The 21,003-nt window shown below is 68.3% G+C and carries 25 protein-coding genes and 1 tRNA gene; 2 read left to right on the top strand and 24 right to left on the bottom strand.

Going from position 1 to position 21,003, the window contains the following annotated elements; all coding sequences use genetic code 11:
• Positions 1-88: 88 nt before the first annotated feature.
• Positions 89-162, top strand: a tRNA-Thr gene (locus tag ACFY6S_RS26505).
• 44 nt (positions 163-206) lie between these two features.
• Here ACFY6S_RS26505 and ACFY6S_RS26500 read toward each other — a convergent pair.
• Together ACFY6S_RS26500 and ACFY6S_RS26495 are read right to left on the bottom strand one after the other, a co-directional pair.
• The gene (locus ACFY6S_RS26500; RefSeq protein WP_388827247.1) at positions 207-1,856 is read right to left on the bottom strand and encodes a tyrosine-type recombinase/integrase; all 1,650 of its coding nucleotides are present in this window, start codon (positions 1,854-1,856) and stop codon (positions 207-209) included.
• Complete coding sequence (locus tag ACFY6S_RS26495) at positions 1,857-2,576, bottom strand: hypothetical protein (RefSeq protein WP_388827250.1); 720 nt, start codon at positions 2,574-2,576, stop codon at positions 1,857-1,859. It abuts the gene before it with no gap.
• A gap of 117 nt (positions 2,577-2,693) precedes the next feature.
• Between ACFY6S_RS26495 and ACFY6S_RS26490 the strand changes: the two genes are divergently transcribed.
• Positions 2,694-2,927 carry an integrase gene (locus ACFY6S_RS26490; RefSeq protein ID WP_388827253.1) on the top strand — a complete coding sequence of 78 codons (234 nt, stop codon included), beginning with the start codon at positions 2,694-2,696 and terminating at the stop codon, positions 2,925-2,927.
• 68 nt (positions 2,928-2,995) lie between these two features.
• Here ACFY6S_RS26490 and ACFY6S_RS26485 read toward each other — a convergent pair whose 3' ends face one another.
• The 22 genes from ACFY6S_RS26485 to ACFY6S_RS26380 form a co-directional block, all read right to left on the bottom strand.
• Complete coding sequence (locus ACFY6S_RS26485; RefSeq protein ID WP_388827256.1) at positions 2,996-3,436, bottom strand: hypothetical protein; 441 nt, start codon at positions 3,434-3,436, stop codon at positions 2,996-2,998.
• A gap of 12 nt (positions 3,437-3,448) precedes the next feature.
• A complete protein-coding gene (locus ACFY6S_RS26480; RefSeq protein ID WP_388827756.1) occupies positions 3,449-4,249 on the bottom strand; it encodes an aminoglycoside phosphotransferase in 801 nt (266 codons plus the stop codon).
• An 89-nt stretch (positions 4,250-4,338) separates the two neighbouring features.
• Positions 4,339-4,506: a hypothetical protein gene (locus tag ACFY6S_RS26475; protein WP_311609783.1), complete on the bottom strand. Its 168-nt coding sequence runs from the start codon at positions 4,504-4,506 to the stop codon at positions 4,339-4,341.
• A gap of 13 nt (positions 4,507-4,519) precedes the next feature.
• Complete coding sequence (locus tag ACFY6S_RS26470; protein WP_388827260.1) at positions 4,520-5,623, bottom strand: radical SAM protein; 1,104 nt, start codon at positions 5,621-5,623, stop codon at positions 4,520-4,522.
• 29 nt (positions 5,624-5,652) lie between these two features.
• The gene (locus ACFY6S_RS26465; protein ID WP_388827263.1) at positions 5,653-5,862 is read right to left on the bottom strand and encodes a hypothetical protein; all 210 of its coding nucleotides are present in this window, start codon (positions 5,860-5,862) and stop codon (positions 5,653-5,655) included.
• Between the two features lie 347 nt (positions 5,863-6,209).
• Complete coding sequence (locus ACFY6S_RS26460; protein WP_388827266.1) at positions 6,210-6,689, bottom strand: hypothetical protein; 480 nt, start codon at positions 6,687-6,689, stop codon at positions 6,210-6,212.
• Positions 6,683-7,081, bottom strand: coding sequence for an ATP-binding protein (locus tag ACFY6S_RS26455; protein ID WP_385030085.1), 399 nt, complete (start codon positions 7,079-7,081; stop codon positions 6,683-6,685). The genes ACFY6S_RS26460 and ACFY6S_RS26455 overlap by 7 nt, the downstream gene beginning before the upstream one ends.
• Before the next feature lie 8 nt (positions 7,082-7,089).
• Positions 7,090-7,407: a hypothetical protein gene (locus ACFY6S_RS26450; protein WP_385030088.1), complete on the bottom strand. Its 318-nt coding sequence runs from the start codon at positions 7,405-7,407 to the stop codon at positions 7,090-7,092.
• Positions 7,404-7,646, bottom strand: coding sequence for a hypothetical protein (locus ACFY6S_RS26445; protein ID WP_385030092.1), 243 nt, complete (start codon positions 7,644-7,646; stop codon positions 7,404-7,406). Before ACFY6S_RS26445 ends, ACFY6S_RS26450 begins: the two co-directional genes overlap by 4 nt.
• A gap of 116 nt (positions 7,647-7,762) precedes the next feature.
• Positions 7,763-8,995 (bottom strand): multiprotein-bridging factor 1 family protein, encoded by a 1,233-nt coding sequence (locus ACFY6S_RS26440; protein ID WP_388827271.1) that lies wholly within the window; start codon positions 8,993-8,995, stop codon positions 7,763-7,765.
• Positions 8,996-9,140: 145 nt separating this feature from the next.
• Positions 9,141-9,476, bottom strand: a complete 336-nt coding sequence (locus tag ACFY6S_RS26435; RefSeq protein WP_388827274.1) for a hypothetical protein — start codon at positions 9,474-9,476, stop codon at positions 9,141-9,143.
• The gene (locus ACFY6S_RS26430; protein WP_388827277.1) at positions 9,473-9,736 is read right to left on the bottom strand and encodes a hypothetical protein; all 264 of its coding nucleotides are present in this window, start codon (positions 9,734-9,736) and stop codon (positions 9,473-9,475) included. The genes ACFY6S_RS26435 and ACFY6S_RS26430 overlap by 4 nt, the downstream gene beginning before the upstream one ends.
• A 74-nt stretch (positions 9,737-9,810) precedes the next feature.
• Positions 9,811-10,677 (bottom strand): peptidoglycan-binding protein, encoded by an 867-nt coding sequence (locus ACFY6S_RS26425; protein ID WP_388827280.1) that lies wholly within the window; start codon positions 10,675-10,677, stop codon positions 9,811-9,813.
• A gap of 69 nt (positions 10,678-10,746) precedes the next feature.
• On the bottom strand, positions 10,747-12,222 hold the full coding sequence (locus tag ACFY6S_RS26420) for a hypothetical protein (RefSeq protein ID WP_388827283.1): 1,476 nt from the start codon (positions 12,220-12,222) through the stop codon (positions 10,747-10,749).
• 12 nt (positions 12,223-12,234) lie between these two features.
• Positions 12,235-12,963, bottom strand: a complete 729-nt coding sequence (locus ACFY6S_RS26415; protein ID WP_388827286.1) for a hypothetical protein — start codon at positions 12,961-12,963, stop codon at positions 12,235-12,237.
• Positions 12,963-13,994 (bottom strand): hypothetical protein, encoded by a 1,032-nt coding sequence (locus ACFY6S_RS26410; RefSeq protein WP_388827289.1) that lies wholly within the window; start codon positions 13,992-13,994, stop codon positions 12,963-12,965. Before ACFY6S_RS26410 ends, ACFY6S_RS26415 begins: the two co-directional genes overlap by 1 nt.
• A 647-nt stretch (positions 13,995-14,641) precedes the next feature.
• Positions 14,642-15,658 (bottom strand): hypothetical protein, encoded by a 1,017-nt coding sequence (locus tag ACFY6S_RS26405; protein WP_388827292.1) that lies wholly within the window; start codon positions 15,656-15,658, stop codon positions 14,642-14,644.
• Positions 15,659-15,672: 14 nt separating this feature from the next.
• Positions 15,673-16,986, bottom strand: coding sequence for a phage distal tail protein (locus ACFY6S_RS26400; RefSeq protein WP_388827759.1), 1,314 nt, complete (start codon positions 16,984-16,986; stop codon positions 15,673-15,675).
• Between the two features lie 10 nt (positions 16,987-16,996).
• On the bottom strand, positions 16,997-19,417 hold the full coding sequence (locus tag ACFY6S_RS26395; RefSeq protein ID WP_388827295.1) for a phage tail tape measure protein: 2,421 nt from the start codon (positions 19,415-19,417) through the stop codon (positions 16,997-16,999).
• 160 nt (positions 19,418-19,577) lie between these two features.
• Positions 19,578-20,039: a hypothetical protein gene (locus tag ACFY6S_RS26390; RefSeq protein WP_311609814.1), complete on the bottom strand. Its 462-nt coding sequence runs from the start codon at positions 20,037-20,039 to the stop codon at positions 19,578-19,580.
• Positions 20,036-20,557, bottom strand: coding sequence for a phage tail tube protein (locus tag ACFY6S_RS26385; protein ID WP_388827299.1), 522 nt, complete (start codon positions 20,555-20,557; stop codon positions 20,036-20,038). Before ACFY6S_RS26385 ends, ACFY6S_RS26390 begins: the two co-directional genes overlap by 4 nt.
• A gap of 11 nt (positions 20,558-20,568) precedes the next feature.
• A complete protein-coding gene (locus tag ACFY6S_RS26380) occupies positions 20,569-20,994 on the bottom strand; it encodes a minor capsid protein (protein WP_385030118.1) in 426 nt (141 codons plus the stop codon).
• Between the last annotated feature and the right edge of the window lie 9 nt (positions 20,995-21,003).

Below are 21,003 nucleotides of genomic sequence, written 5' to 3'. Positions count from 1 at the left end.
GCCCATCCCCGCCGGCGGGTACGAAGCACCCTCCGAAACTGTGTAGACTTGGCCGCGCCGCTGATCGCACCATGGTGCACACAGCAGCGCCGCCTTAGCTCAGTTGGCCAGAGCAACGCACTCGTAATGCGTAGGTCTCGGGTTCGAATCCCGAAGGCGGCTCCGGAAGAACCCTAGGACTCACTCGCCGTGACCTGGGGTTTTTCTTATGCCGGGACCTTGCGAGGCCGGAACGCGATGATCTTCGCGCCCCCGTGCTTGCCCATTGCTTGCCCATCGGTCGGAACAAGTTCCTCAACAACGTTGGGAACGGCGACCTCGGTCGGCTCGGGGTCCGGCTCCGGTGCCGGGCGTCGGGAGGTGCCGCGCGGCACCATGGCGGCGGTTGCCTCGGCGGCCTCGGCGGCGACTTTCGGCATGACCGACTGATAGATGTCTCGCGTGATCCGGCTGTCACTGTGGCCGAGGGTTTCCGAGACGATCTTGACGTCGATGCCGGCGGCGAGCATGAGCGAGGCGGCGACGTGCCGCAGATCGTGCAGCCTGATCGGGGGCAGTCCGGCGGCCTCGACGGTGCGCTCGAAGTAGTCGGAGAGCCAACCGGGGTGAATCCAAGAGCCATCCGGCATGGTGAAGAACCGACCGGTCTCCTGCCATGCCTCGCCCCACTCGGCGCGCTCGGCCTCGCGCTGCGCTCGGGTTGCGAGCAGTACCTCGTCGGTGTACTCGTCGACGGTCACGATGCGCTCGCCGCTGTCTGTCTTCGGCGCGCTCTCGACGACGTCCCAACCGTCCTGCACGAGCTGTACGGCGATCGTCAGGGACTTGGACAGGTGCACGTAATCCTCGTCGCGGACGCCGCACGCCTCGCCGCGGCGCAGCCCTCGGAAGGTGATGACGTGGAACAGTCCGTACAGCCGATCCGAGGCCATGAAGTCGAGGTATGCGCCGGCCTGTTCGGGAGTCCAGACCATGACGGGGGACGGCTTCTCGCCGGTCCGCAGCCATGCCTCGACACGCTCGTCAGTCCATACGAGAGCCTTGGGCCGCTTCGCTGCGACCAACTCGACGTAAGCGGCGGGATTGAACGTGATGATCCCGCGGGCGATGGCGGCGTTCAGTGCGGCGCGTAGCGTCGCCTTGATGTGCTGCTGCGTTGCGGGACCGGTGATGCGCCGGAACGGCGGCATCGCCTCGATGGTCTCTTTCATCGCCTTACGGCGGGCGCGGTTCTCCTGCCCCTTCCAGGCGATGCGCTTCAACTCGTCGAGCGCGGTGCGGCGGAGCAGGTTCGCGTCGATGATCTCGACGTTTGTCTCGGCGATGCCCTCGAACATGGCGTCGAGGTGCGGCACGGTGAGGCGGTCGAGCCGTATGTTCCCGATCCGGGGCAGCAGGTGACACCTGATGTCGACCTCGTACCGGTCTTTGCCGCTCTTGCGAAGTGCCTTCTTTCCGGCGAGCCAGAGTTCGAGCCATTCGCCGACGGTCGTGTGCTGCGTCAGTGACTGGCCGGTCGCAAACTTCCGCTTCGTCTCTTCGTAGTTCGGGATGTCTTCCTTGCTCGCCATGATGGTGACGAGCAGGTCGCCGATGCGGCGGCGTCCCTCGGTGTCGTGCTTGTCGGTGATGTTCAGCAGAGCGCGCACCTTGTCGAGGTCGCCCTGCGCCTTCTCCTTGGTCTCGTAACCGGCCCGGCGGAAGAGGCGGCGGTTACCTTCCTCGTCGGCCGGCAGTTCCTGCCGGATGCTCCATACGCCGTGCGCGCGCTGTGTGAGCTTGGGGCACTTCTTGCCCAAGGGCTTACCGCTGTTGCGGTCGCGGCAGAAGCAGGCTTTCGTCGTCGAGCCGTTCACTCAGTCGTCTTCCTTCGGTGTGAGTTCGTCGGGGTTGTCGAGCATGTCGAGCCCCCGCATGTCCTCGATCCAGCCGGCTTGCAGATCGGGGACGGTCAGACCCGCCCGTGCCATGTCGTTGATGTGCCGGGCGAGTTCGTCGAGTCGTTGGATGTACGCGGTTTGCTCCGCGGCGTTGCGTTCCTTGTCTGTCGACCGGTCGTCGGCGAGCTGCTGGGCTTTCTGGACCTCGCGGCGGCGCCGTTCGAACTCGGGGTACAGCGAGGCCGGGTAGGCCGCTGTTGCCCATGCTGCGGACCACCTCGGGCCGTTCTCGCCGATCGGTTGGACCTCGGGGAAGTAGCGGCCATCGAGCGGCCCGCCGAGCGTGGGTGTCTCCTCGCCTGTCCACCACTTCCACACGGTGTACGGGTCGCGGTGGTCCCGGTTTGGCGCCGTAGGCACGGCCTGCTCGCTTCCGAGCGGGAGCGTCAGCAGGAGAGGAGGAACGGCGAGGGCGATGCCGAGCACGAGCAGCTCGTCGACGGTCACCTCGCGGCGTCGCTTACCGTCCTTGCCTCGTCGGCCGGTTTCGATGTTCGTCAGGGCTGCGTACGTGAGTTCGTCGGCGCCGAGGCGTGCGCACTCTTCGGCGAGCTGTTCGCGGTTTAGTCCGAGGCGGTTTCGGTGGCGGCGTACCTGTGCGGCGATGACGTCGCTTGCCGTTGGATGACTGTGCATATCGACACGCTAGCAGTGCGCATTGCGCAGTGTCATCCTGTCTCGCTAACTTGTTCGTACTGATGGTTCGATCTGCGCCGTTCACAGTGCATATCGACGACGCGAAAAGGATGGGCGATGGCGCACGACATGACGCATGACGAGTTGATGTCCCTCCCTGTGGCCGTGACGCTCGATACGGCGAACCGGGCGCTCGGGATTGGCCGAACCAACGGCTACGCGCTCGCGCGGCGGAACTGCTATCCGGTCCGGGTGCTGCGGCACGGTCGGCAGTACAAGGTCACCCGTTACGACCTTCACCGGCACCTCGGCGTCGGGGCCGTCGACGAGGGCGCGACAGCCGAGGCGTGACCCGGGAAGGACTCCGCCCGCCGGGCCCACGGGGGGAAGGCACCGACGGGCGGAGGTTCAAGAGCGGGTCACTGCTTGCGTAGAACTTCGGCAAGTTCGGCGACCTGCTGTTTCGGGAAGTGCAGCAGAGCAGCGTCGCTGAATCCGTCCGGTTCGAGAGGCACGTTCATGCGCCATGAACCGGGGCGCCACCGGTCGCGGACTCGTTCACCGAACGCCGGTGTCTCGGCGAGCATCGCCACGAAGCGCATGGCGTCCGGGATCGGAAGTTTCAGCAGTGCCCATCCGCGGTGATAGTCGATGAATGGGTCGCCGCCGTAGCCGAGCGGGTCTGTGCGCTTCTCTCGAACGCCGGCGGTCGCCTCGCCGACGTCTTGGCAGCAGGCGCTCGTCGCGTAGCCGAGGCGCCACAGATCACGGACGATTGGCGACATGTCCTCGTCGATCTGTACGCGCTCGCCGGCGGGGGTGGTGAGCGTCTCGTGCGGGTGAATGGTCGGGTCGGTCATCGTGCCCCCTCGTCAGGCTTGCCGGTAGGTGAGCCACTGCTGCGCGGCGTCGGCGAGCGTTTGTTTCCACGCGACCTCGGGGGAGTCCGCGGCGATGCCGGCCCAGAGTCGTTGCTGCGCGGTGGCGAACACATCGAGAGCGCGCGCCGGCGCGGTGGACCATGCCGGAGTCTTAGCGGCCCATAGCTCGGCGTCTTCGGGCGTGTGGCCGGCGGAGACGAGCCAGACCACCCAACAGGCGGCATCGATCCATGCGGCGCCGCGGGTCGGCCATGCCCAATCGACAACGCGGGCGGCGTTGTCCACGATCAAGACGTTGTCCGGTGTCCAGTCGGTATGCAGAACGGTGTCGCCGCGCAGCAGTGCGGCGTCGTCGGGGTGGTCGACGTAGTCGGCGAATCGCTGCTCGATCTGTTTCAGCTCGACGTCGGTGGGGGCACGGACGCCGGCGAGCGTGACGATTGCCTCGGCGACGAGGGGCAGGTCGTCGCTGCCCGGGGCGTATGTGGCAGGGCGGCCGTCGAGGTGCTCGAATCCGAGCAGGTTCCACTCGCCATCGTTGATCGTCCACAGCAAGCGCGGAGCGAGGGGGGCGACGTAAGGGTTAATGGTGGCCTCGCGCTGCTGCGTCCACACGCGCGGGTGGTCGCAGCGCAGTCCCTTGACGAAGATGCGGCCGGCGCGGGTGTCGAGGGTGGCGGCGAGCTCGCTGTTCATCCCCTTGTCGGTGCTGGTGGTCGCGTAGATGGGGCCCGTTCGGGCGGCGACGGCGGCGCGGGTGGCGGGCGGAAGGTCTTCCCAGTGCATTCTCATGGTCACCACGGCGGGAGTGTAGGGCTCGGAGAGGGGCGAGGCCGCCCGCGCGCGGCGGGCGGCCTCGGTGTCACGGAACGCGGTTCGGCTTAGTACGGGTTGTCGTTGCCGCAGCCGCGCATCACCTCGTTGCCGGCGAGGTTGTCGAGGTCGTCGACGAGTTCGATCTCGTCGTCGACCTCGGGCCTGCCGAGGATCTGCACGGGGACGGGCTTGGACGCGACGGCGGGGGGCGCAGTCGCTACGGGCGGTGCCATGGCTGTCTCCTTTTCATGCGTGTTGGCAGTACCGGTCCAGGGACGAGCCGGCCTTGCGGTACAGGTTCACGAGCGGCATACAGGTGGTGCACGTCTTCTGTAGAGCGCAGCCACTGCAACCGCTGTGACGCTGTAGCGCTCGGTCGGAGATACCCCCGAGCCGGGCAAGACCCGCGACCCCCTCTTTCAGGAGTGGAATCGGATGGTCGCGGGAGACTTTGCAGACGGTCGCCAGACCGAAAGGGTTCACGTTCAAGGACGTGTGGCCGGCGTCGCATCCGGTGAAAGGCGTTCGGTTGTGCAGGTACTCGGGGGCCTGCTGCGCGAGCGGTTCCGAGTCACCGGTGAAGGTGGGCGACATGTGTGTGTACTCGCGGACGCGGGAGGCGAACCGTTCGGCGAGTGCTCGCATGGCGGGCGCCTCGTGCGCGTTCTTCTCGGTGATGACCACGCTGAGAGACAGAGGCAGGCCGGCCTCGCGCGCTGCGGCCAACCCACGCATGAACTTCTTGAAGGCGCCGCGCCGGTTGGTGAAGCGATCGAACGTCTCCTCGGTGGCGCCGTAGACGCTGAGCGTCACGCGATAGGGGCGCCGATTGGTGAGCAGGTCGAGCATGTCCGGGCGGTGCAGCGTCGACCCGTTCGTGAGGAACTCCACCATCATGCCGAGGTCGTAGGAGAGCGCGTACGTCTCTGGAAAGTGCTTGTCGATGGTGGCCTCGCCGCCGCCGAGCTCGATCCAGAGCACGCCGGCGTCACGGAGGATGCGCAGCAGTCGCGCGCGAGCGGGCCACGCGAGGCCCTCGTGCCGTTTGGCGCCGTACACGCAGTGATCGCACGCCCAGTTGCACCCGTTGTTCACCTCGTACGAGGCGCGGCCGTGTCCGTACGGCGAGGGGTCGCGAATCAGTAGCGAGTCGCCCGTCGGGCGGTCGCCGAGGTCAAGCCCCCATCGGCGGCGGGCGGCGTTATGCAGCCAGGCGGGCAAGGGGGCGCCCGTTTGCGCGCGTTGCTGCAACTCCAAGTAGTGATGCGCCTTGATCTTCACGCCGCTGGAATCGCCCGGGCGTAAGACGAGGTACTCGTCGAGGAACGGGCTCGCGATGAGCTCAGGCATGGCGCCTCCTGGTTGAAGTGGCGGGCGAACTAAGCCGGTTGAAGGGCTTGAGCCGTGTCGGTGGCGAGCGCGAGGGTTTGGTCGTAGTCGATGCCGAGGCTCGCGAGAGCGGCGGCGGTGCGGCGCTCCCTCTGGACGAGGCGCACCTGCTCGGCGGCGATGCTCTGCTCGTACGCGACTAGATACGGGCGGATAAGAGGAATCGCGTGTCCGTCGAGAGGCTTGCGGCGCTCGATCACATGGGCAGGAAGCGGGCCGCGCGCGTACCTGGGGATGGCAGGGAGTACGGGGAGCGGCGGCGAGACAAGTCGGGCTCGGATGCGTCGATGAGCGGCGAGCAGAGTGCGGCTCAGACCCGGCCGTAACCAGATGATGAGGCAGGCGATAAGGTCGCGCATTGCGTTATCAGTCCCTTGATGTCGGCTGATGGCGTACTGCCCCGGCGGCCGTTGCACCGGCCGTTGGGGCGTTCTTGGTTGGTCTCAGGGCGCACACGGATCGCGGCACGGAGCGCGGTCGAGCTCGGCGCACGGGTCGGTGATGGATGGCGGCGCACTGGTCGGCTGCTCGGGCTCGGGCCTCTCGATCATGCGAGGCATTCCGGAGCGACCGCGGCACTGCCGATCAGGGAACGACCATGGGGGATGACGTCGGCGAGGTACCACTCGATTACCTCGCGGGGAGCGCCGGCCGCTAGCGGGTCGAGACCGACCACGATGCAAACGGGCCCACCCTCGGCGACGAACCGCGACCACTCGGGGCCGACCGGCGGAAGCTGCATGGGCAGGTGCGTACCGTCGAGCTTGAGTGCGGCGCCGGATTGCCCGCGGAGCCATACACGACAACCAGCGTCCCGCATCTTGTCGAGGCCCTCGCCGAGGCCGAGAGCCTCGGCGAGACCGCACATCTCCTGCTCGATCCGTTCCGCGGTCTCGTTTTGCCTGCGGGCCGGCGGGTGTGCGATCAGCAGGAATGCGACAGGGCCGGCCGCGGTCTGCTCAAGCCACGTCGCCATCACTACGGAGGCGAGCAGGCCGCCCGATGGCTGCACTGTGGTGATCAGCATTCGCCGCCCGCCTGTCGGTCGAGGTCCAGCTCGAACCACACGAACTTTCCGAACGGGCGCGTTCCAACTCCCCAGCGAGACGCGAGGGCCTCGACGAGCAGCAGGCCGCGCCCGTGGGTGTCGTTGCCGTCAGGCTTGCGCAAGCGGGGGCGTTGTCTCTTCGCGTCGTGGCACTCGATGCGTACACGGTGAGCGTCGGTATCGACCTTGAGCAGGAAGTTCCCGCCCTGCGGTACGCCGTGCTGCACGGCATTGGTGGCGAGCTCGGAGACACAAACGAGGATGTCGTCGCGCTGCTCGACCGAAACGACTTCCAAGGACTTCTGGGCGAACACGCGGGCCGCGGGTACCGCCTCGGTGGTGCGCTCGAACTTTTGAGATGCGACGTTCACGGTCCCGATCACCTCTCGGCACTCGGGCTGGGGGCGGCCGACGAGGTCGCGCCGTCGAGACCGGCGAGGGGTTGCGGGGTGTGGTGCTTGTTGCAGTCCGCGGGGGTTTCCATGGCGGCGACGAGGACTCGTGCGGCTGGCCGCATGTGCAGGAAGGCGCCGCCCACGTTGAACGTGAGGATCGGAGCCCCTACATGCAGGCGCTCGTCGAGGACCTCGGCGACTTCCTGCCACTTGTTGTCATCGAGGACGACGTTCCCCTCGACAACACGGTGCGCACACGTGAAGCCAAGGAAGGGATACGAGCTGTGAGGTACGGCGCTCATGTCGTCGGCCCCCCTACGGCATCGAGGGCGGGCGGGGGGCACGGCTTGCCGCCCAACATTCGGGAGAGGTCGCCGAGCAACTGCTCGGCCTCGTCGCCGCTGAGTACGAGAGCCGCGAACTCGATGTGCTCGCCGTCTCGAACGAGGCGTAATGGCAGGGCGAAGCGGCCGGCCTTGGTGCGCTCCATGGGCTTGGGTACCCGCTCGATGCGCCATCCGGTCACACGGTTCGCGGTCACTGATCCCCCTCGACTCGTCGTCGTGCGCTGAGAGTTCACCACCCGTCAGACCGTAGAGCGCACGCCAAAAGGCGCCCCGTAACTTTTTACGGGGCGCCTTATTTCCGGGTCAGGAATCAGCTCGCGAGCACTCCCACATGAGAGGCGAGCTCGCGCAACTCAGTGCGGTAGGTGGGGCGTTCACGCTTGAGGAGGTCACGAAGGGCCTCGCGAACCAGCGGGAAGAATCGCACCTCTTCGGGGGACGTCTTCCGGATCTTGCCGATCATGTAGAGCGTCGCATAGTCGTCCTGCTTGAGCCGGTTGGCGTTCATGACCTCGACGAGGTAGCGGGTCCGCCGTTCGAGGGGAAGAACGGGATTGTCGTCCTCGATCGTGTCGGCGAGGCGCAGTGCCTCGGTGGCGTCGCCTTCCTCGCCAGCAAGGTGTACGCCGTGCATGGCGACGTTTGTCGGCCCGAAGGCCGTACGCCAGTCGTTGCGGTCAACGCCCGCGCGGCGGGCGATGGAGTCCGCAGCGTGAAGCAGGTCCCATGCGGCCGGCGCCTTGCCGTCGCGCATGGTGGCAACGGCTGCTGTGAGGTGCAACGAGCCGTGAACGGACAGAAGTTCGGGGCTCGCGTCGTCGTCGGGTGTGGTGGCTTCCATGGCGGACAGAGCGAGTTCGCGCGACTCGGCGACGTCGCCGGTACTGGTCAACACGAGGCACAGATTCCAGGCCGAGGCGCCCATTAGTACCGGGTCGCCCGATTGGTCGGCGAGCGACAGAGCGCGGTCGGCGGCGACGCGCGAGAGCGTCTGTTCGCCAACGCGGCGCAAATACACCTGTAGCAGGTGGTACAGGCTGATGACTGCGCGCGCGACCTTCTGCTCGTCGGGTCCGGCTGCGTTGCGCGAGGCGTAATGGGCTTCGGCGAGCAGGATCGGGAGTTGCGGGCCGACGACTGCGTATCGTTCGACGTCGTGCTCGTAGGACTGCCACGCGTCGTCAACGCGCTGCACGAGCTCGTCGGCCATCAGCGGGTTACCCGGTAGGTCAGAGCCGAGCCGCGAGGGGATCGTGTTCAGCGCGCGACGGATCGCGGGCACCGACGCGTGCTCGGGTGATCCGTCGGGGGTGAGCGCGATACTGCGGCCGGTCAGCTCGGCGAGCTCCCGAATGTCGAGCACGCGCTGAATCTGTAGCAGGACAGAGAGCTTGTCGACCGGAATCACATTCCGCTCGACCTTGCTTACCCAATCTTCCGAACGGCCGATCAGGCCCCCGAGCGCGGCCTGTGAAAGCCCCTTGCGCGTTCGGTACAGCTTGATCCGGTCGCCCGTGGTGATCTCACTCGTGAAGGCGTTCACCGGCACCCCTTGCGTGGGTTGTAGGACGCGGGTCTACAGCCAGAGTACGCGGAAGGCAAGCGCGCAACGCCGACAAGCTGATAGGGCGCAAACGAGAAAGGCGCCCCCGCTACCGGCACGAGGCCGGTAGCGGGGGCGCAGTGAGTCAGGGGGTGTCGTCGGTGAGTTGGCGGGTGCGCTGGTCGACGCGGTCGACGGCGTCTCGCAGGCTACTGCCGCTGTTGGGGTGCAGCTCATGCTCGACGCGAGCGAGACGTTCCTCGATGGCGCCGAGCCGGCTCATGACGCCCAGGCGGCCAGGGACGCCGGGGCGCGGGTCGGTGCCCTGCCAGTCGTCGACGAAGTCCTCGACCTTTCCGCCGATGCGGCGGAACGATCGGGTCGCGCGCCATGCGAGGGCGAGGGCGCCCGAGATTGCGACGACGGCGCCGGACCAGAGCACAAGGGCGTCGATCGGGTCGACGCCGGTCGTCGCGGTCACTCGGTACGGTCATCCTTCCGGTTCAGGGCGAGCAGCCCGTCGTCGGTGTTCGGCTCGGCGCGCAGCCATGCGGGCAGCAGGTTCTCGACGACAGGCAGCGCCATCACGCGAGTGAGTCCGCCGGCGACGGCGAGGGCGACACCTACGCCGGCCGCGGTCTGCGGGATGCCGGCGGCGTCGATGATGAGCGGGAGTCCGGCGGCGAGGCCGAGCACGGTCTGCACAACGGTGCGGATCGTGCGGCGGGCGGCGTCGGTCATGGGGCAGTACCTCTTTCCACAGGGTGGGGACAGGGGCGCCCGCCCGCGGGAGTGCGGGCGGGCGCGGGGTGGGGTCAGACCTTGGGGACCTTGAGCGCGTCCCATTGCTTGCGCCCGGGCCATCCGTCACAGAACTGGGGGGCGTCGCCGAGCTTCTTCTGCCACTTGCGGAAGCTGTCGCGGTCGGCGGTGGTCCACTGCGGGCCCGGGCCTGACGCGTAGGCCGAGCAGCCCTCGGCGACGAGGCGCCGGCCCATGGCGGTCACGATGGGCGAGTGCGGGTAGCTCTTGAAGAAGTCGGCGCCCGGGAACGGCTCGAACTTCGGGGCCGGTACGGGCTTGCCCGGCTTGGTGCCGAGCCGGCGGTCGACGCGCTCGCGCATGGTGGTCATGGAGAAACCGCGCGGGTCGACCTTGGTGTTTGTCCACTCCTTGTGCCCGATGACGCTCGCCGCGCTCCATCCGTATGCGCGGCAGATCGCCGCGGATACGCGCTCGATGGCGTCGAGCTGCTCGGCCGGCCACGGGTCCGCGCCGTTGCCGAGGTTGACACATTCGAACCCGTAGAAGCGGCTGTTGCCGTCGACGTTGTTCTCGTTGGTGGTGGGCAGCTTGCGCTCGGCCACGACCGCGGCGAGCACGTCGTCGTCGCCGAGGCCGGCGTGATTAGCTCGGCCGTTGCCGACGAGGTAGACGTCGCCGTTCTTGGCGATCACGCCGTGACACAGCGGGCCGGGCAGCTCGGCGTATCCGGCGTAGCAGATGCGCACCGACGCGTCGGTACCACTGGTCACGGTGTGGTGGATCATCACGCCGTTGAGCGGGCCCCATGCGCCGTGTCCGGCGCGGTTGTGGGTGCGCCACTTTCCGTACTCGATGACCTTGACCCCCTCGGCGCGCAGTGCGGCGACGAGGCGATCGGCAGTCAGCGGGGTTGCCATGGTGAGTGTCTCCAGACATGAAAAAAGCCCCGGCCGGATGGCTCGGGGCGTGCGAGGAAGGGGCGGCTGTCAGGTGAGGCCGGCCCAGAAGCGGTTAGCGCCGTTGTCGATGTTGGCGAGAGTGATGGAGGCCGGCGGGGTGGTCGGCACGGTGGCGGTGTAGACGCCGAACCGCTTCACGTTCGAGGGGCCGAAGACGTTGGGAGGGGCGCCGGCGCCGTTCTCCAACTGCAACAGCATCGGTCCGTCGCTGGCCGAGTACCGGAAGACGTACGCGATGTAGTAGAGGCCGGCGGGCAGGCTCGCACTCGACGTGAGTGCGGCGGTGACCGCGGCGCCGCCGGCGTTGTGCACTCCGGGTATGACTGCCTCGCCGGCCATGTCCGCCGTGGCACCCTTGCGCGCGCCGGTGCTGTCGTAGATCGCGGCCCACGAGCCGGCGTTCATCGTGCCGGCGTATCCGCCGAGCTGAAACACGATCTTGCTTACGCTCGTGGTCTGGCGCAGCACTACCGCGGTGAAGCGCAAGGAGGCGTTACCGGTAAACGCAGTCGTCGACAGGGCAGTGACGGGGTCGAACGCCCACGCCTTGAGACCGAGGTCGGCCGGCGCGAACGAGGCCGGAATCGCGAGGTCGGGCAGATTGGCGACGGGGACGTCGGACGCCGCATCGAGCGGGGCAACGCCGTTTGCGCCGCCGCGCGCGGAAGTGGCGAGGGCACCGACTTGGGCCGCGGTGTGAGTGTGCGAGGTGGCAGCGGCGCCGACGTCCGTGGCGGCGAGGACTACGACGCCGGTGTAACCGTTGACGGACGTCACGGCATCCCCGCTCGCTGCCGGAAGCTGCGCCGAGGGGACCTTGCCGGACGTGTCGAGGGTGGCCACGCCGTTCGCCGTGCCGGCCGTCGTGGTCGCCAGGGCGCCGACATCGCCGGCGGTGAGCGTGATCGAGGCGGCGCTCTTGCCGTTGACGGACTGGACGAGGCCCGGGGCGCCGGTGGCGCCGTCCTCTCCGTCCTTGCCGGGCACCCCCTGTATGCCCTGCGCGCCGGTCGAGCCGGTTGCGCCGCGGGGTCCGACGAGGCTCGCGAGGCAGACGGCGGGGGTGCCGGTGAAGCCTCCGGCGACCGCGACCTCGTAAGCGCTCGCGCCGGCGGGGCCGCGCGGTCCTTCGGGGCCGACTACCGGTATGTAGTTGGGTTTGCTCGGATCGGTAGGCGCGATGTCGGCGAGGTCGACGAGCGGCTGCTCAGCCGGTAGCAGGATGTTGTACGAGCGGCCTGTCGGGATGCCGACGAGCTGCTCGGCGATGGTGTACGACCATCCCACCGGGTCCATGTCCGGGGCGTCGGTCGCGGGCAGGGTTGCGTTGATCTGTCCCTGCGCGTCGAGCTGCGCAACGACGGGACCGCCGAGGATCACGTCGGCGTCGGGAAAGGTAATCTGCGCCGGCGCGCGAAAGGTCACGCTGCCGGACAGGGGCCGACCGTCGGGCGAGAGAAATCGGCCGCGCACGGTCACGGTGGGGATGGACTCGGGCAGCACGGGGCGGGGCTCCTAGTTGGACTCTGGTTCGGTGATGGTGTTGACGCCCCACAGCCCGCGGACGCGCAGGGTGCATGTGCCGCTGCCGGACGTGCGCCGTGCCCACATGACGACGGATGCCTCGCGGCCATATGGGAAGTCGCCGGCGGGAAGGGGAACGCGCTCGTTGACGTCCCGGACCGTGGCCGAGCTGCTCAGCGTCCACGTGGGCCCGTACTGGGTGTTCCCGATCCGCATGACCACCTGTGCGGCGGTGCCGGACGGGCCCGAGATTTGCATGTTCACGCGCAGTACCTTGTGCTGCGTGAGCATGTTTCCGGAGTACAGGGCGAACTCGTCGTCGTTCGAGAACTGGATTAGCGGGGCGCAGGGGATCGGCACCCATGGCCGGCCGAGGTATCCGTCGGCGTAGGCGTCATCCATGACAATCACCTCGCCGGTGCGGTTGAAAATGCGCACCATCTGACCACCCGTATTTACGTCGTCGCCGACGGTTAGAGCTGCCTGTCCGGTCTCGCGCGCCATGCCGACGGCCCAATCGCCCTCCGGCGTTTGGCCGGTCATGAAGATGCGATTGCCGTTCGGGGCCTGCGCGATGATGCGGCCCCCCTCGCCGATCACGATGTCGCCGTGCAGGATCTTGTCGAGGGCCGGCCGCATCTGTGCGCGTCCGGTGAGCTCGCGCACCTGCCGTTCGAGCGCGCGGACGCGGTCGAGCAGGTCCTGCGGTACAGCAGCCACTAGGCGGCCTCCAAGTACAGGCGGGCCGACTCCGATCGGCCGCGCTCGGGCGGGGAAATGGCCAGACCGACCACGCGATAGCGGGCGCTGAGCGTCTCGGGGTGCCACAGGTCGCGGATGCGCAGACGTACGGTCGCGCCGAGCAGCGCCGGCGAGACGGGGGCGCGGGACATGTCGACGGTCACCTCGGGAATCACCGTTCCGGCGCGGGAGGCTGCGAGATCGGCCGCGGCGTGCGCGTCGAGGGTGGGTTGCTGGTCGACGGTCGAGTAATCGCTGCTGCCGTCGAGGCGCGGCCATCCGTCCTCTATGTCCTGCTCGGCGAGCTGCTGCGCGGACATGAGCGGGACCGAGTCGGCGGCCTGATTGGTGTTGTCGCTCGCTCCGCGGCTCTGCCATGCGTTGGCGCGCACCGTGGCGTCGACGGGCCACGTGTACGAGAGGATCGGCCCGGGGTGGTCGAGGACGATCTCGCTGTGCCCGGTCCGTATCTGCGGGGAACCGAGTTGCAGTCGCTTGACGCGGCGGCCGTCGGCGTCGCGGTACGAGGCGATGCGCCACTCGAAACCGTCCTCGACGGCGCCGAGTTGGTCGAGTAGGTCCCGCGCGGCCGGTAGGTCGTAACGGCTGTAAGTGCGGTCGCGCAGGACTCCCGAAACGTCGGTGTCGTACTCGATGCCGATGTCGCCGCCGCGGGTGTTCTGCACGTAGTCGATCAAGCCTCGGGCGATGTCGAACTGATCGGTTCCCGTGGCGGTAAGCGTGTCGTACAGCAGCCGGTGCGACAGGTAGGTGTCCCAGGTTCCGGCTTGTACCTGTACGCCGAGGAATCCTCGGGAGTCCGAGGCAAGCGAGGCAGTCCAGAGCACGCCGCCCCACCAGATTTCGCGCCCTCGCTCAAGCCATACCGCGGTGCGTCCGGGGACGATCGCAGCGCGGGCGCGAGCGGCTATCGCGGAGTTCGGTACGGGGACCGTGCCGGACATAGCGCCGGCCTTGCCGATGTAGTCATCGAGGCTGACCTGCTGCACGGGTAGAGCGTCGAGAACTTGATCTGATCGGAGGTCACAGAACACGGCGCGATACGCAGGAATGATCAAGGCACCTCCTGTATCCGGCCGTTGTAACGAACGGCATGGTCTGGGACTACTTGTGATCACAGGGGGTGTTCAGTCACACTGAGAGACGAGGAGCCTTACCCGAGGGGGCCACTGCTGCGGCCAGCTCCTCAAACCACGCTGGCAGGTGTAAATCGTTGGACCTTGATTCGGCCTCTTGAAGTGGCAGTTACACGAAGCCACCAAAGTCGAACTCGGAGCCCGAGGTATTGCGAGCCTCCACCGCAGCAAGGATCACGGACACTTCGATGTCCGGGGCCCTTGCATGCGTGCCTTCGGTCCCGGCGAAAGGGACCCCACGTTGCAGCAAACACAGACCTCGCGACGCGTGCTGATCTTTCTGTGCGCGTTCCTCTCAGCCCTGCTTGTAGCCCTGATAGGCGGGATGTTGTCCCATGCATCCGGCTCATCGATGCCCGAGTCAGTCCTCTACGGTGGCGGCGCCTTCGCAGTGTGGATGACCTTGTGCGTATCGGTGCTCTCAGCCTTCCGCCTGCTCGAATGACTCTCGGAAAACAGGAGCAGCAGCCTGGACGGGGGAGGGGTCACGTGCTCCCCCGTCAGCCAAGGATGAACGTCCCTGACGTGCGTATGTTGCGGTCGTTGCGCAGGGCGCCGTTTCCCGACCATGTGCGCAGCGTGATCACGCCGGCGGTGGAGAGTCGGGCGGTGCCCTCGCCGAATCCGTCGGACACGCTGAGCTCGGCGTCGAGGGCGGGGCGCCATCCCGAGGGGAGCGTGCCGAGTACCTCGTCGTTGATGTTGCCGGCGGCGGCGACGTCGAGCTGCGCGCCCTTGCGGGTCACCTCGACGAGGAACGAGAAGAGGCCGGCGGCGAGGTTGCGGCGTGCGCTGTAGGTGTTGAGGGTGTAGCCGCTCGCCACGCTGAAACCGGCCGTCGAGGACTCGACGGCGAGGGGCGGGCGGTAGGTCTCCCATCGTGCGGCGGTGGCGTTCCAGCGTTCGAGGGTGCCGTCGACGTCGCGGTACTGCCCGTCGTAACTGCCGCTGAACGAGGACCCCCAGCCGCGGGGGATGATCCCGCCGTACGCGCTCGTGAAGCGTCGCCGATCGGCGAGGGCACTCGCCCAGTTGAGACCGCCCGTGCCGGCCGAGGCGCCGGCGGGCACGGTGATGGACCACAGACGCAGGGACGCCGGGGGCAGGGTCGGCTCGGTGGGCGAGGGCGCCGGCGTACCGACGAGCAGCTCGGCCGAGACGGTTGTCTGCCCGGGCGCGGTCGGGTCGAACAGGCCATCGCGCACGCGCAGTACGAGGCTGTCGACGCGGGGGTTCTGCGCGTCGCCGTCGGTGACGGTGAGCGTCTCGGGCACGCTCACGGCGACCGGATAGGCGCCCTGCGCGGTGGTTCCCTGCACCAGGGCGCGGCCGATGCCGAGCTGTACTTGCATGGCGCCGGCGCCGCTCGCCATGAGCGGGGCGCCGCCGGCGATCACGCCGTCGCGGGTCGTGAGTTCGCCCTCGGGTGCCATCGTGCCGAGCGGGGCGAGTCGGGTGTCGGTGCGGGTCTGCCCGTTGGGTGGTCCGGTGAGCAGCCACGCGGCGCGCACGGTCAAGTCGGCGCCCCTCCTTACCAGTAGGCCGAGCGCCACCGGACGGTGACGGATGCGGCGGGGTCGGATGATCCGGGCGCGGCCCGGTACGTCATATCCGCGGTTCCTGGCCAGAGCGCGAACGACTGCTCGGGCACGCTGCGGGCGGTGGCGGTGTAGAGGCGGGACGTCGTCGCGTTGAGCGTCACCGTGCCCTCGGCGGTCTCGACGGTGAGCACGTCGCCCTCGGCGAGGTCGAGGTCGTATTCGAGGACATCGCCGCTCGTGATGTTGGTCAGGCTCGGCATAGATACGGGGCCGCGGAACTCGATCACAGGGTGCGCGGGGGCGCCGCCGCTGTTGGTCGCGGTGAGGGCGCCGGTACTGCCGGGCGGGCCGAAGTCGTACGGCTCGGCGAGTCCCTCGGCGCCGAGTCCCGGAATGAGCAGCCGAGAGGGGCCGATCGTGGCGGTTGCTGGCGAGGACACGGTCGCCCACTGCATGACCGGTCGTACCTGCGTGGCGCCGGCCGGCGCCGTGCCGGTGACCTGCCCGCGTGTGCCCGTGGTGCCGGACACGTACGCGCCAGAGTCGTCGAGCCAGTGGAACAGGCAGACGGAGCCGGCCGGCGGGGCGTCGGCGAGGAACGTCGCGCGCTGCCCTGCGTCGATCGGGAACCCGGAGAACAGGCCCGGTCCGCTGGTCCAGGCGAGGCCGGCCTGCGCCGCGGTGATCGTGGCGGTAAGGGCGCCGGCGCTGTTGCCCAACGTCATGCCGGACATGGCCCAGAACGACGAGGCGGCCGAGGCGCGGCCGGCGGCCTGCTCGTCGGGGAAGTGCTGTTGCGAGGGCTCGGCGTGCCAGTCGAGGCCAGGCTCGGCGATGGGAAGGGATGCCCGCGCGGTGCGTTCGAGCAGCTCATACCGGCGCGGGTCGGATGCGGTGAGCTGTAGGGCGGCGCCGGTGATGGTGCCGACCCGGTACCCGAGCTCGACGGGTACGGCGCGGTTGGTCACGCGCACCCATGCGAGCAGCGGTCCGCGCTCGTCGATCTGGACGACGAGGGGCTGCTCGCCGTCCATGACGCCCGTGGCGGTGCCGAGCTGCTGCACGACGCCGCCGATTTCGTCCGGGCGGGCGCGAATCACCATGCCGTCGAGAATGACGACGCGGGGCTGCGCGAGCAGCCGGCCGAGTATCGCGCCGTGCCCGTCCGCCCGGTTGACGCTGCCTGAGTCGAGGGCGGGAAGGTCTTCCCATCCGGACAGGGAGCGCCACCGGTAGGGGGTGCCGCGCCCGAGCAGCAGCTCGCCGAGCTGCACGTGCCCGGGCGCGGTGACGCGGTCGCCCATCGCCACGGCGTCACCCCCTTGCCTTCATGCGCCACTGCAAGGCGGCGGCGTTCTCTTCGGGGGATTGGTCGCCGCCGTGCCAGTGCTCGATATGCACGGACGGGCCGGCGCCCGCGGCCGAGCCGAATGGGCCGGCCGCGCCATATCCGGCGCCCGCGGGCAGCGCGCCGACAGTGGGCAGGCTCGGGGAGGGCACGAGCGTGCGCATGGTGCGCGCGACGGCGCCCTGCCCTGCGCGGATGCCCTTGACGACGCCTGCGGGAATCCAGCGGCCAACGTCCCTTGCCATAACGCGACTTGGGCTGTGAATGCCCAACGCCTTTGCGATCGGCCCCGGAATGAGATTCTTCGCCCACGAGATCAGCGTCGACCGCAGCCAACTGCCCATGGACTTGATGCCGTTCCACAAGCCGCGGACAACGTCGGTTCCCTTGTCGTACAAGAGCCGTCCGAGATTTCCGACCGCGGAACCGATCCGGCCCGGTAGTCCGCGCACCCAACTGACGAGCTCGGTTGCCTTGCGAACCGAGCCGTCCTTGATGGACTGCCAATGCTTGATAATCAGGCCCGGCAAAGTCCAGTTAAGAAAGAAGCTGATCAGCTTCTGTGGGAGCCCCTTGACCCAATCGACAATGGCGTTCCAGACGCGCACCGTTCCGGATCGGATAGAATCCCAGTGCTTGATTATGAGGCCAACCAAGGTGAAGTTGAGAAAAAACTCGACTAGCTTGTTCCCAACCCACTTGATCTTTTCCCAAATCCAGTTCCAGACGGCGAGCGTCGCGCTCTTGATCGTGTCCCAGTTGGCGACGATCAGCGCGACGAGGCCGATTACCGCGGCGACGATCAGCGCCACGGGGCCCATGGCTATCAGCCACGCCGCGGCCATGCGCGCCGCCTGTAGCAACGACTGCGTGCCCATGAGGACCCACGCGCCGACCACGCGCAGCGCGGTTCCGCCCGCGGCGGCGCCCTGCGCGATCCAGCCGGCGACGATCAGAGCGTTCGTGGCGACGAACCTCGCCGCCGCGGTGACGCCGGCCGCTCCTTGGGTGATCCAGCCGGCGACAATCTGCCCCGTGGTGATGGTGGCGCGGGTGCCGAGCTGTATCAGCGCGGGCAGCATGACCAGCGTGATAAGGCCGGCGACCACGCTAAAGGCCGTGCCGTGCTGCTCGACGAAACCGGCGGCCGTCGCAATGCCGGCGCCGAAGCTGACGAGGTACCCGCCCGCTGTGGTGAGGACGGGCAGGACCTGATTCCCGAGGACCTCGACGAACCCCTGTTGCAGGGAACGCGTGAACTGCGTGACCTTGGTCGAGGCGTTGTCGCGCATCGTGTCGCCGGCGCGCCGGGCGGCGCCGTCGACCTTGCCGAGCGAGGCAACAGCCTTGCTCGGGTCAATCGCCATGAGGGCCTTGGACAGGTCCTCGCTCTGCGTCCCGAGCAGTTGCTGCGAGAGGCGGAACCGCTCGGTCGGGTCCTTTACCGCGCGCAGCCGGTCGGTAATGGTGTCGAGCGCGGCCTGCGCTTTCGGTCCGCCCGAGGCGAACGCGCTCGCCATTTGGTCGGCGTTCAGCCCAAGAGCTTTCAATCCGTCGGCGGCCGAGCCGTCCTTAACGCGGATGTTCAGCTCTTTCATTGCGTCCGCGACGATGTCCGCATCGCGGGCGCCGGCCTGCAAGCCCTGGTGCATGATGCCCAAGGCTTCCTTGCCGTTTATGCCGAGGTCTCGGAACTGAGTTCCGTACTCGTTGTAGGTGTCGAGCAGGTCCTCGGCTTTATTGATTCCGAGCTGCGTTCCTCGGGTGAGAATGTCGAATGCCTCGTCGGCATTCTTGGCCATTCCCGTCTTGAGCATCTGGCCGACCGCGACGCTTGTCGGGCCGACTTCCTCGCCCATGATCTGCGCGACCTGCGAGAGGCGCCCGCCGACCTTTTCGAGCTCTTTCTGCGTGGCGTCCGCGGGTACGAGACCCTGCTGCCAAAGGGACTTGAGGGCCTCGTTCGCGTCGGCGACCGAGTCTGTGTACCCCTGGCTGTAGAGGGAGCCGGCGGCCTTGCCGAGGCGCTTTGCCTGCGCGGGGTCGGCGCCGAGCTGCGCAGCAAGCAGCGAGTTGTCTTTCTGCTGCTGCATGGCCTCGCCGACGCCGGCGAGGACCGCGGCGCCGACGCTCGCGCCGACCGCGGCCCAACCGAACGCGCCGAGCTTGTCGCGCAGTCGTCCGCCGGCTTCCTGCGCGCCGTCCTCGGCGCCGTCGGCGACGCCCTCGCCGAGCCGCTGTCCGGCGGCGTCGCCGGCGCGGGCGGCCTCGGCGGTGATGCTCTCGGCTGCGGCGACGACGCGCTGCTCGGCTCGGGCGAGGCCGGAAGCGGCGGGGGCGTCGTCGACGTCGATCGTCGCGAGCAGCTCGGCGACGGTGAGCGCCACCGGATCACCTCCTAACGGGGGTCATCCGGCGCGGTCGCCGGTCGTGCGGTTCAGCCGGCGGGTAGGCCGGTGATTGCTGCGATTTCCGCGGGGTCGTCGACCTGCTCGGCGCCGAGGTGGTACTCGCGGGCGAGGTCAGACTCGACGGCGCCCCAGTGGGTTAGGACCGCGCGCCAGAACGCGCCTTGCCCTTCCCCTTCTTCTTCGTGCCGGCCCGACGCTGCGCCCGATTCGCCGGCGATGCTTTTCCCGCCTTGGTGGCGTCTTGCTCGTCGTGCAGCTCGGCCGCGCGCTGCATGGACAGAGAGCCGGGCGTGCGGATGTTGGCGGCCGAGTAGATAAGAACGATGGCGAGTTGCCGGTCGGTCATGCCGCGCTCGGCCCACGTGTCGAGGGCGCCCTCGCCGAACAGCGTCGCGAGCATCCGGCGCACGTCGTTGGGGTCCGAGCTGTCCTGTACGCGCTCCATCTGGAGCGTGAACAGCAGCGGCAGGGAGTCGGGCAGTACGTACTCGCGCTCGTAGAGGGTGAGCGCGGCCCGGGGCCGGCCGGGGGTCTGCTCGGCGAAGAACGCGTCAAAGTCGGCGGTCTCGACGAGCGGCTGCTCGGGGGCCTCGCTCACGCGTCACCCCCCGACTTGCCCGCGGTCTTGGCGGCGAGCGTCTGTCCGCCGGCAACGGGCTCGGTGGTCGGCTTACCCGAGCGGGTGATCGTGGCGGACCACGACGTTTTGTCGTTGGTCTCGCCGCTCTGCTCGCCGGGGGTCACCGTGGAATCCCAAACGACCCAATCCGTCTGCGACTTGTGGCGCCACCGGACCTTGTTGTTCGAGTCGATGCCGAGCCGGTAGGCCCATACGTTGTCGACGTACGCCTGTCCGGCATCTTGCGCCTTGGTGGTCGGGTCGATGCGGTACAGACCCTCGATTTCGAGGGTGGCGCCGCGCTGCATCACGTCCTGCTCGTAATAGCCCTCGCTGTCGAACGCGGTCGTCTCGGCGGTCTCTTCGTTCTCGCCCGGATTATGGGTGAACGAGGTCAGGCCGGCGATGGGCAGCCATGTCTCGGTGCCGGTCACGGTGGCGTCGAGGACCTCGAACAGCCAACCGCGGGCGTCAATGGGCCGACTGTTCGCGGCCATAGGTGCACCTCCTAGTCGGGGCGGTGTGGGGTGGGGTTGGCCACGTCGAGGCGGACGTTCACCGTGTGCTCGTGCCGGCCCGAGGCGTCAGTGCCGAGCGGGGCGGGGGTCTGCTGCGCGACGGCGAGCACAAGCCATGTGCCGTCGGGCAGTTCGAGGCCGGCGAGCCCGTGCAGGGCGCCGTACAGGGCCTCGGCGCGGCGGCGGGAAACCCGCGGGTCGGCCGTGCCGCGCACGCGCACCTGTAGCGAGCGGACGTCGTAGCCGTTGCGCGAGTCCTGCTCGGCGGCGCCGTACAGCCACAGCCCTACGGCCTCGGCCGGTTCGGGCGGCAGGGTCTCGATGAACGTGTCGCCGGCGGTGCCGGTCGGGTCGTAGACGAGCAGGTGCTGCTCGTCGAGGTAACGGGCGATGCCGTCGAGAAGATCAATGCTCATGAACTTTGT

Source organism: Streptomyces sp. NPDC012835 (genome assembly GCF_042900885.1).
GTDB lineage: Bacteria > Actinomycetota > Actinomycetes > Streptomycetales > Streptomycetaceae > Streptomyces.
This window is presented reverse-complemented; position numbering and strand designations above follow the sequence as displayed.

Coding starts and splice junctions, on each gene's coding strand:
- ACFY6S_RS26425 (WP_388827280.1), bottom strand. CDS start 10,677: ATGGCAACCCCGCTGACTGCCGATCGCCTCGTCGCCGCACTGCGCGCC.
- ACFY6S_RS26400 (WP_388827759.1), bottom strand. CDS start 16,986: ATGGGCGACCGCGTCACCGCGCCCGGGCACGTGCAGCTCGGCGAGCTG.
- ACFY6S_RS26485 (WP_388827256.1), bottom strand. CDS start 3,436: ATGACCGACCCGACCATTCACCCGCACGAGACGCTCACCACCCCCGCC.
- ACFY6S_RS26475 (WP_311609783.1), bottom strand. CDS start 4,506: ATGGCACCGCCCGTAGCGACTGCGCCCCCCGCCGTCGCGTCCAAGCCC.
- ACFY6S_RS26380 (WP_385030118.1), bottom strand. CDS start 20,994: ATGAGCATTGATCTTCTCGACGGCATCGCCCGTTACCTCGACGAGCAG.
- ACFY6S_RS26385 (WP_388827299.1), bottom strand. CDS start 20,557: ATGGCCGCGAACAGTCGGCCCATTGACGCCCGCGGTTGGCTGTTCGAG.
- ACFY6S_RS26450 (WP_385030088.1), bottom strand. CDS start 7,407: ATGAGCGCCGTACCTCACAGCTCGTATCCCTTCCTTGGCTTCACGTGT.
- ACFY6S_RS26495 (WP_388827250.1), bottom strand. CDS start 2,576: ATGCACAGTCATCCAACGGCAAGCGACGTCATCGCCGCACAGGTACGC.
- ACFY6S_RS26460 (WP_388827266.1), bottom strand. CDS start 6,689: ATGCTGATCACCACAGTGCAGCCATCGGGCGGCCTGCTCGCCTCCGTA.
- ACFY6S_RS26430 (WP_388827277.1), bottom strand. CDS start 9,736: ATGACCGACGCCGCCCGCCGCACGATCCGCACCGTTGTGCAGACCGTG.
- ACFY6S_RS26490 (WP_388827253.1), top strand. CDS start 2,694: ATGGCGCACGACATGACGCATGACGAGTTGATGTCCCTCCCTGTGGCC.
- ACFY6S_RS26480 (WP_388827756.1), bottom strand. CDS start 4,249: ATGAGAATGCACTGGGAAGACCTTCCGCCCGCCACCCGCGCCGCCGTC.
- ACFY6S_RS26470 (WP_388827260.1), bottom strand. CDS start 5,623: ATGCCTGAGCTCATCGCGAGCCCGTTCCTCGACGAGTACCTCGTCTTA.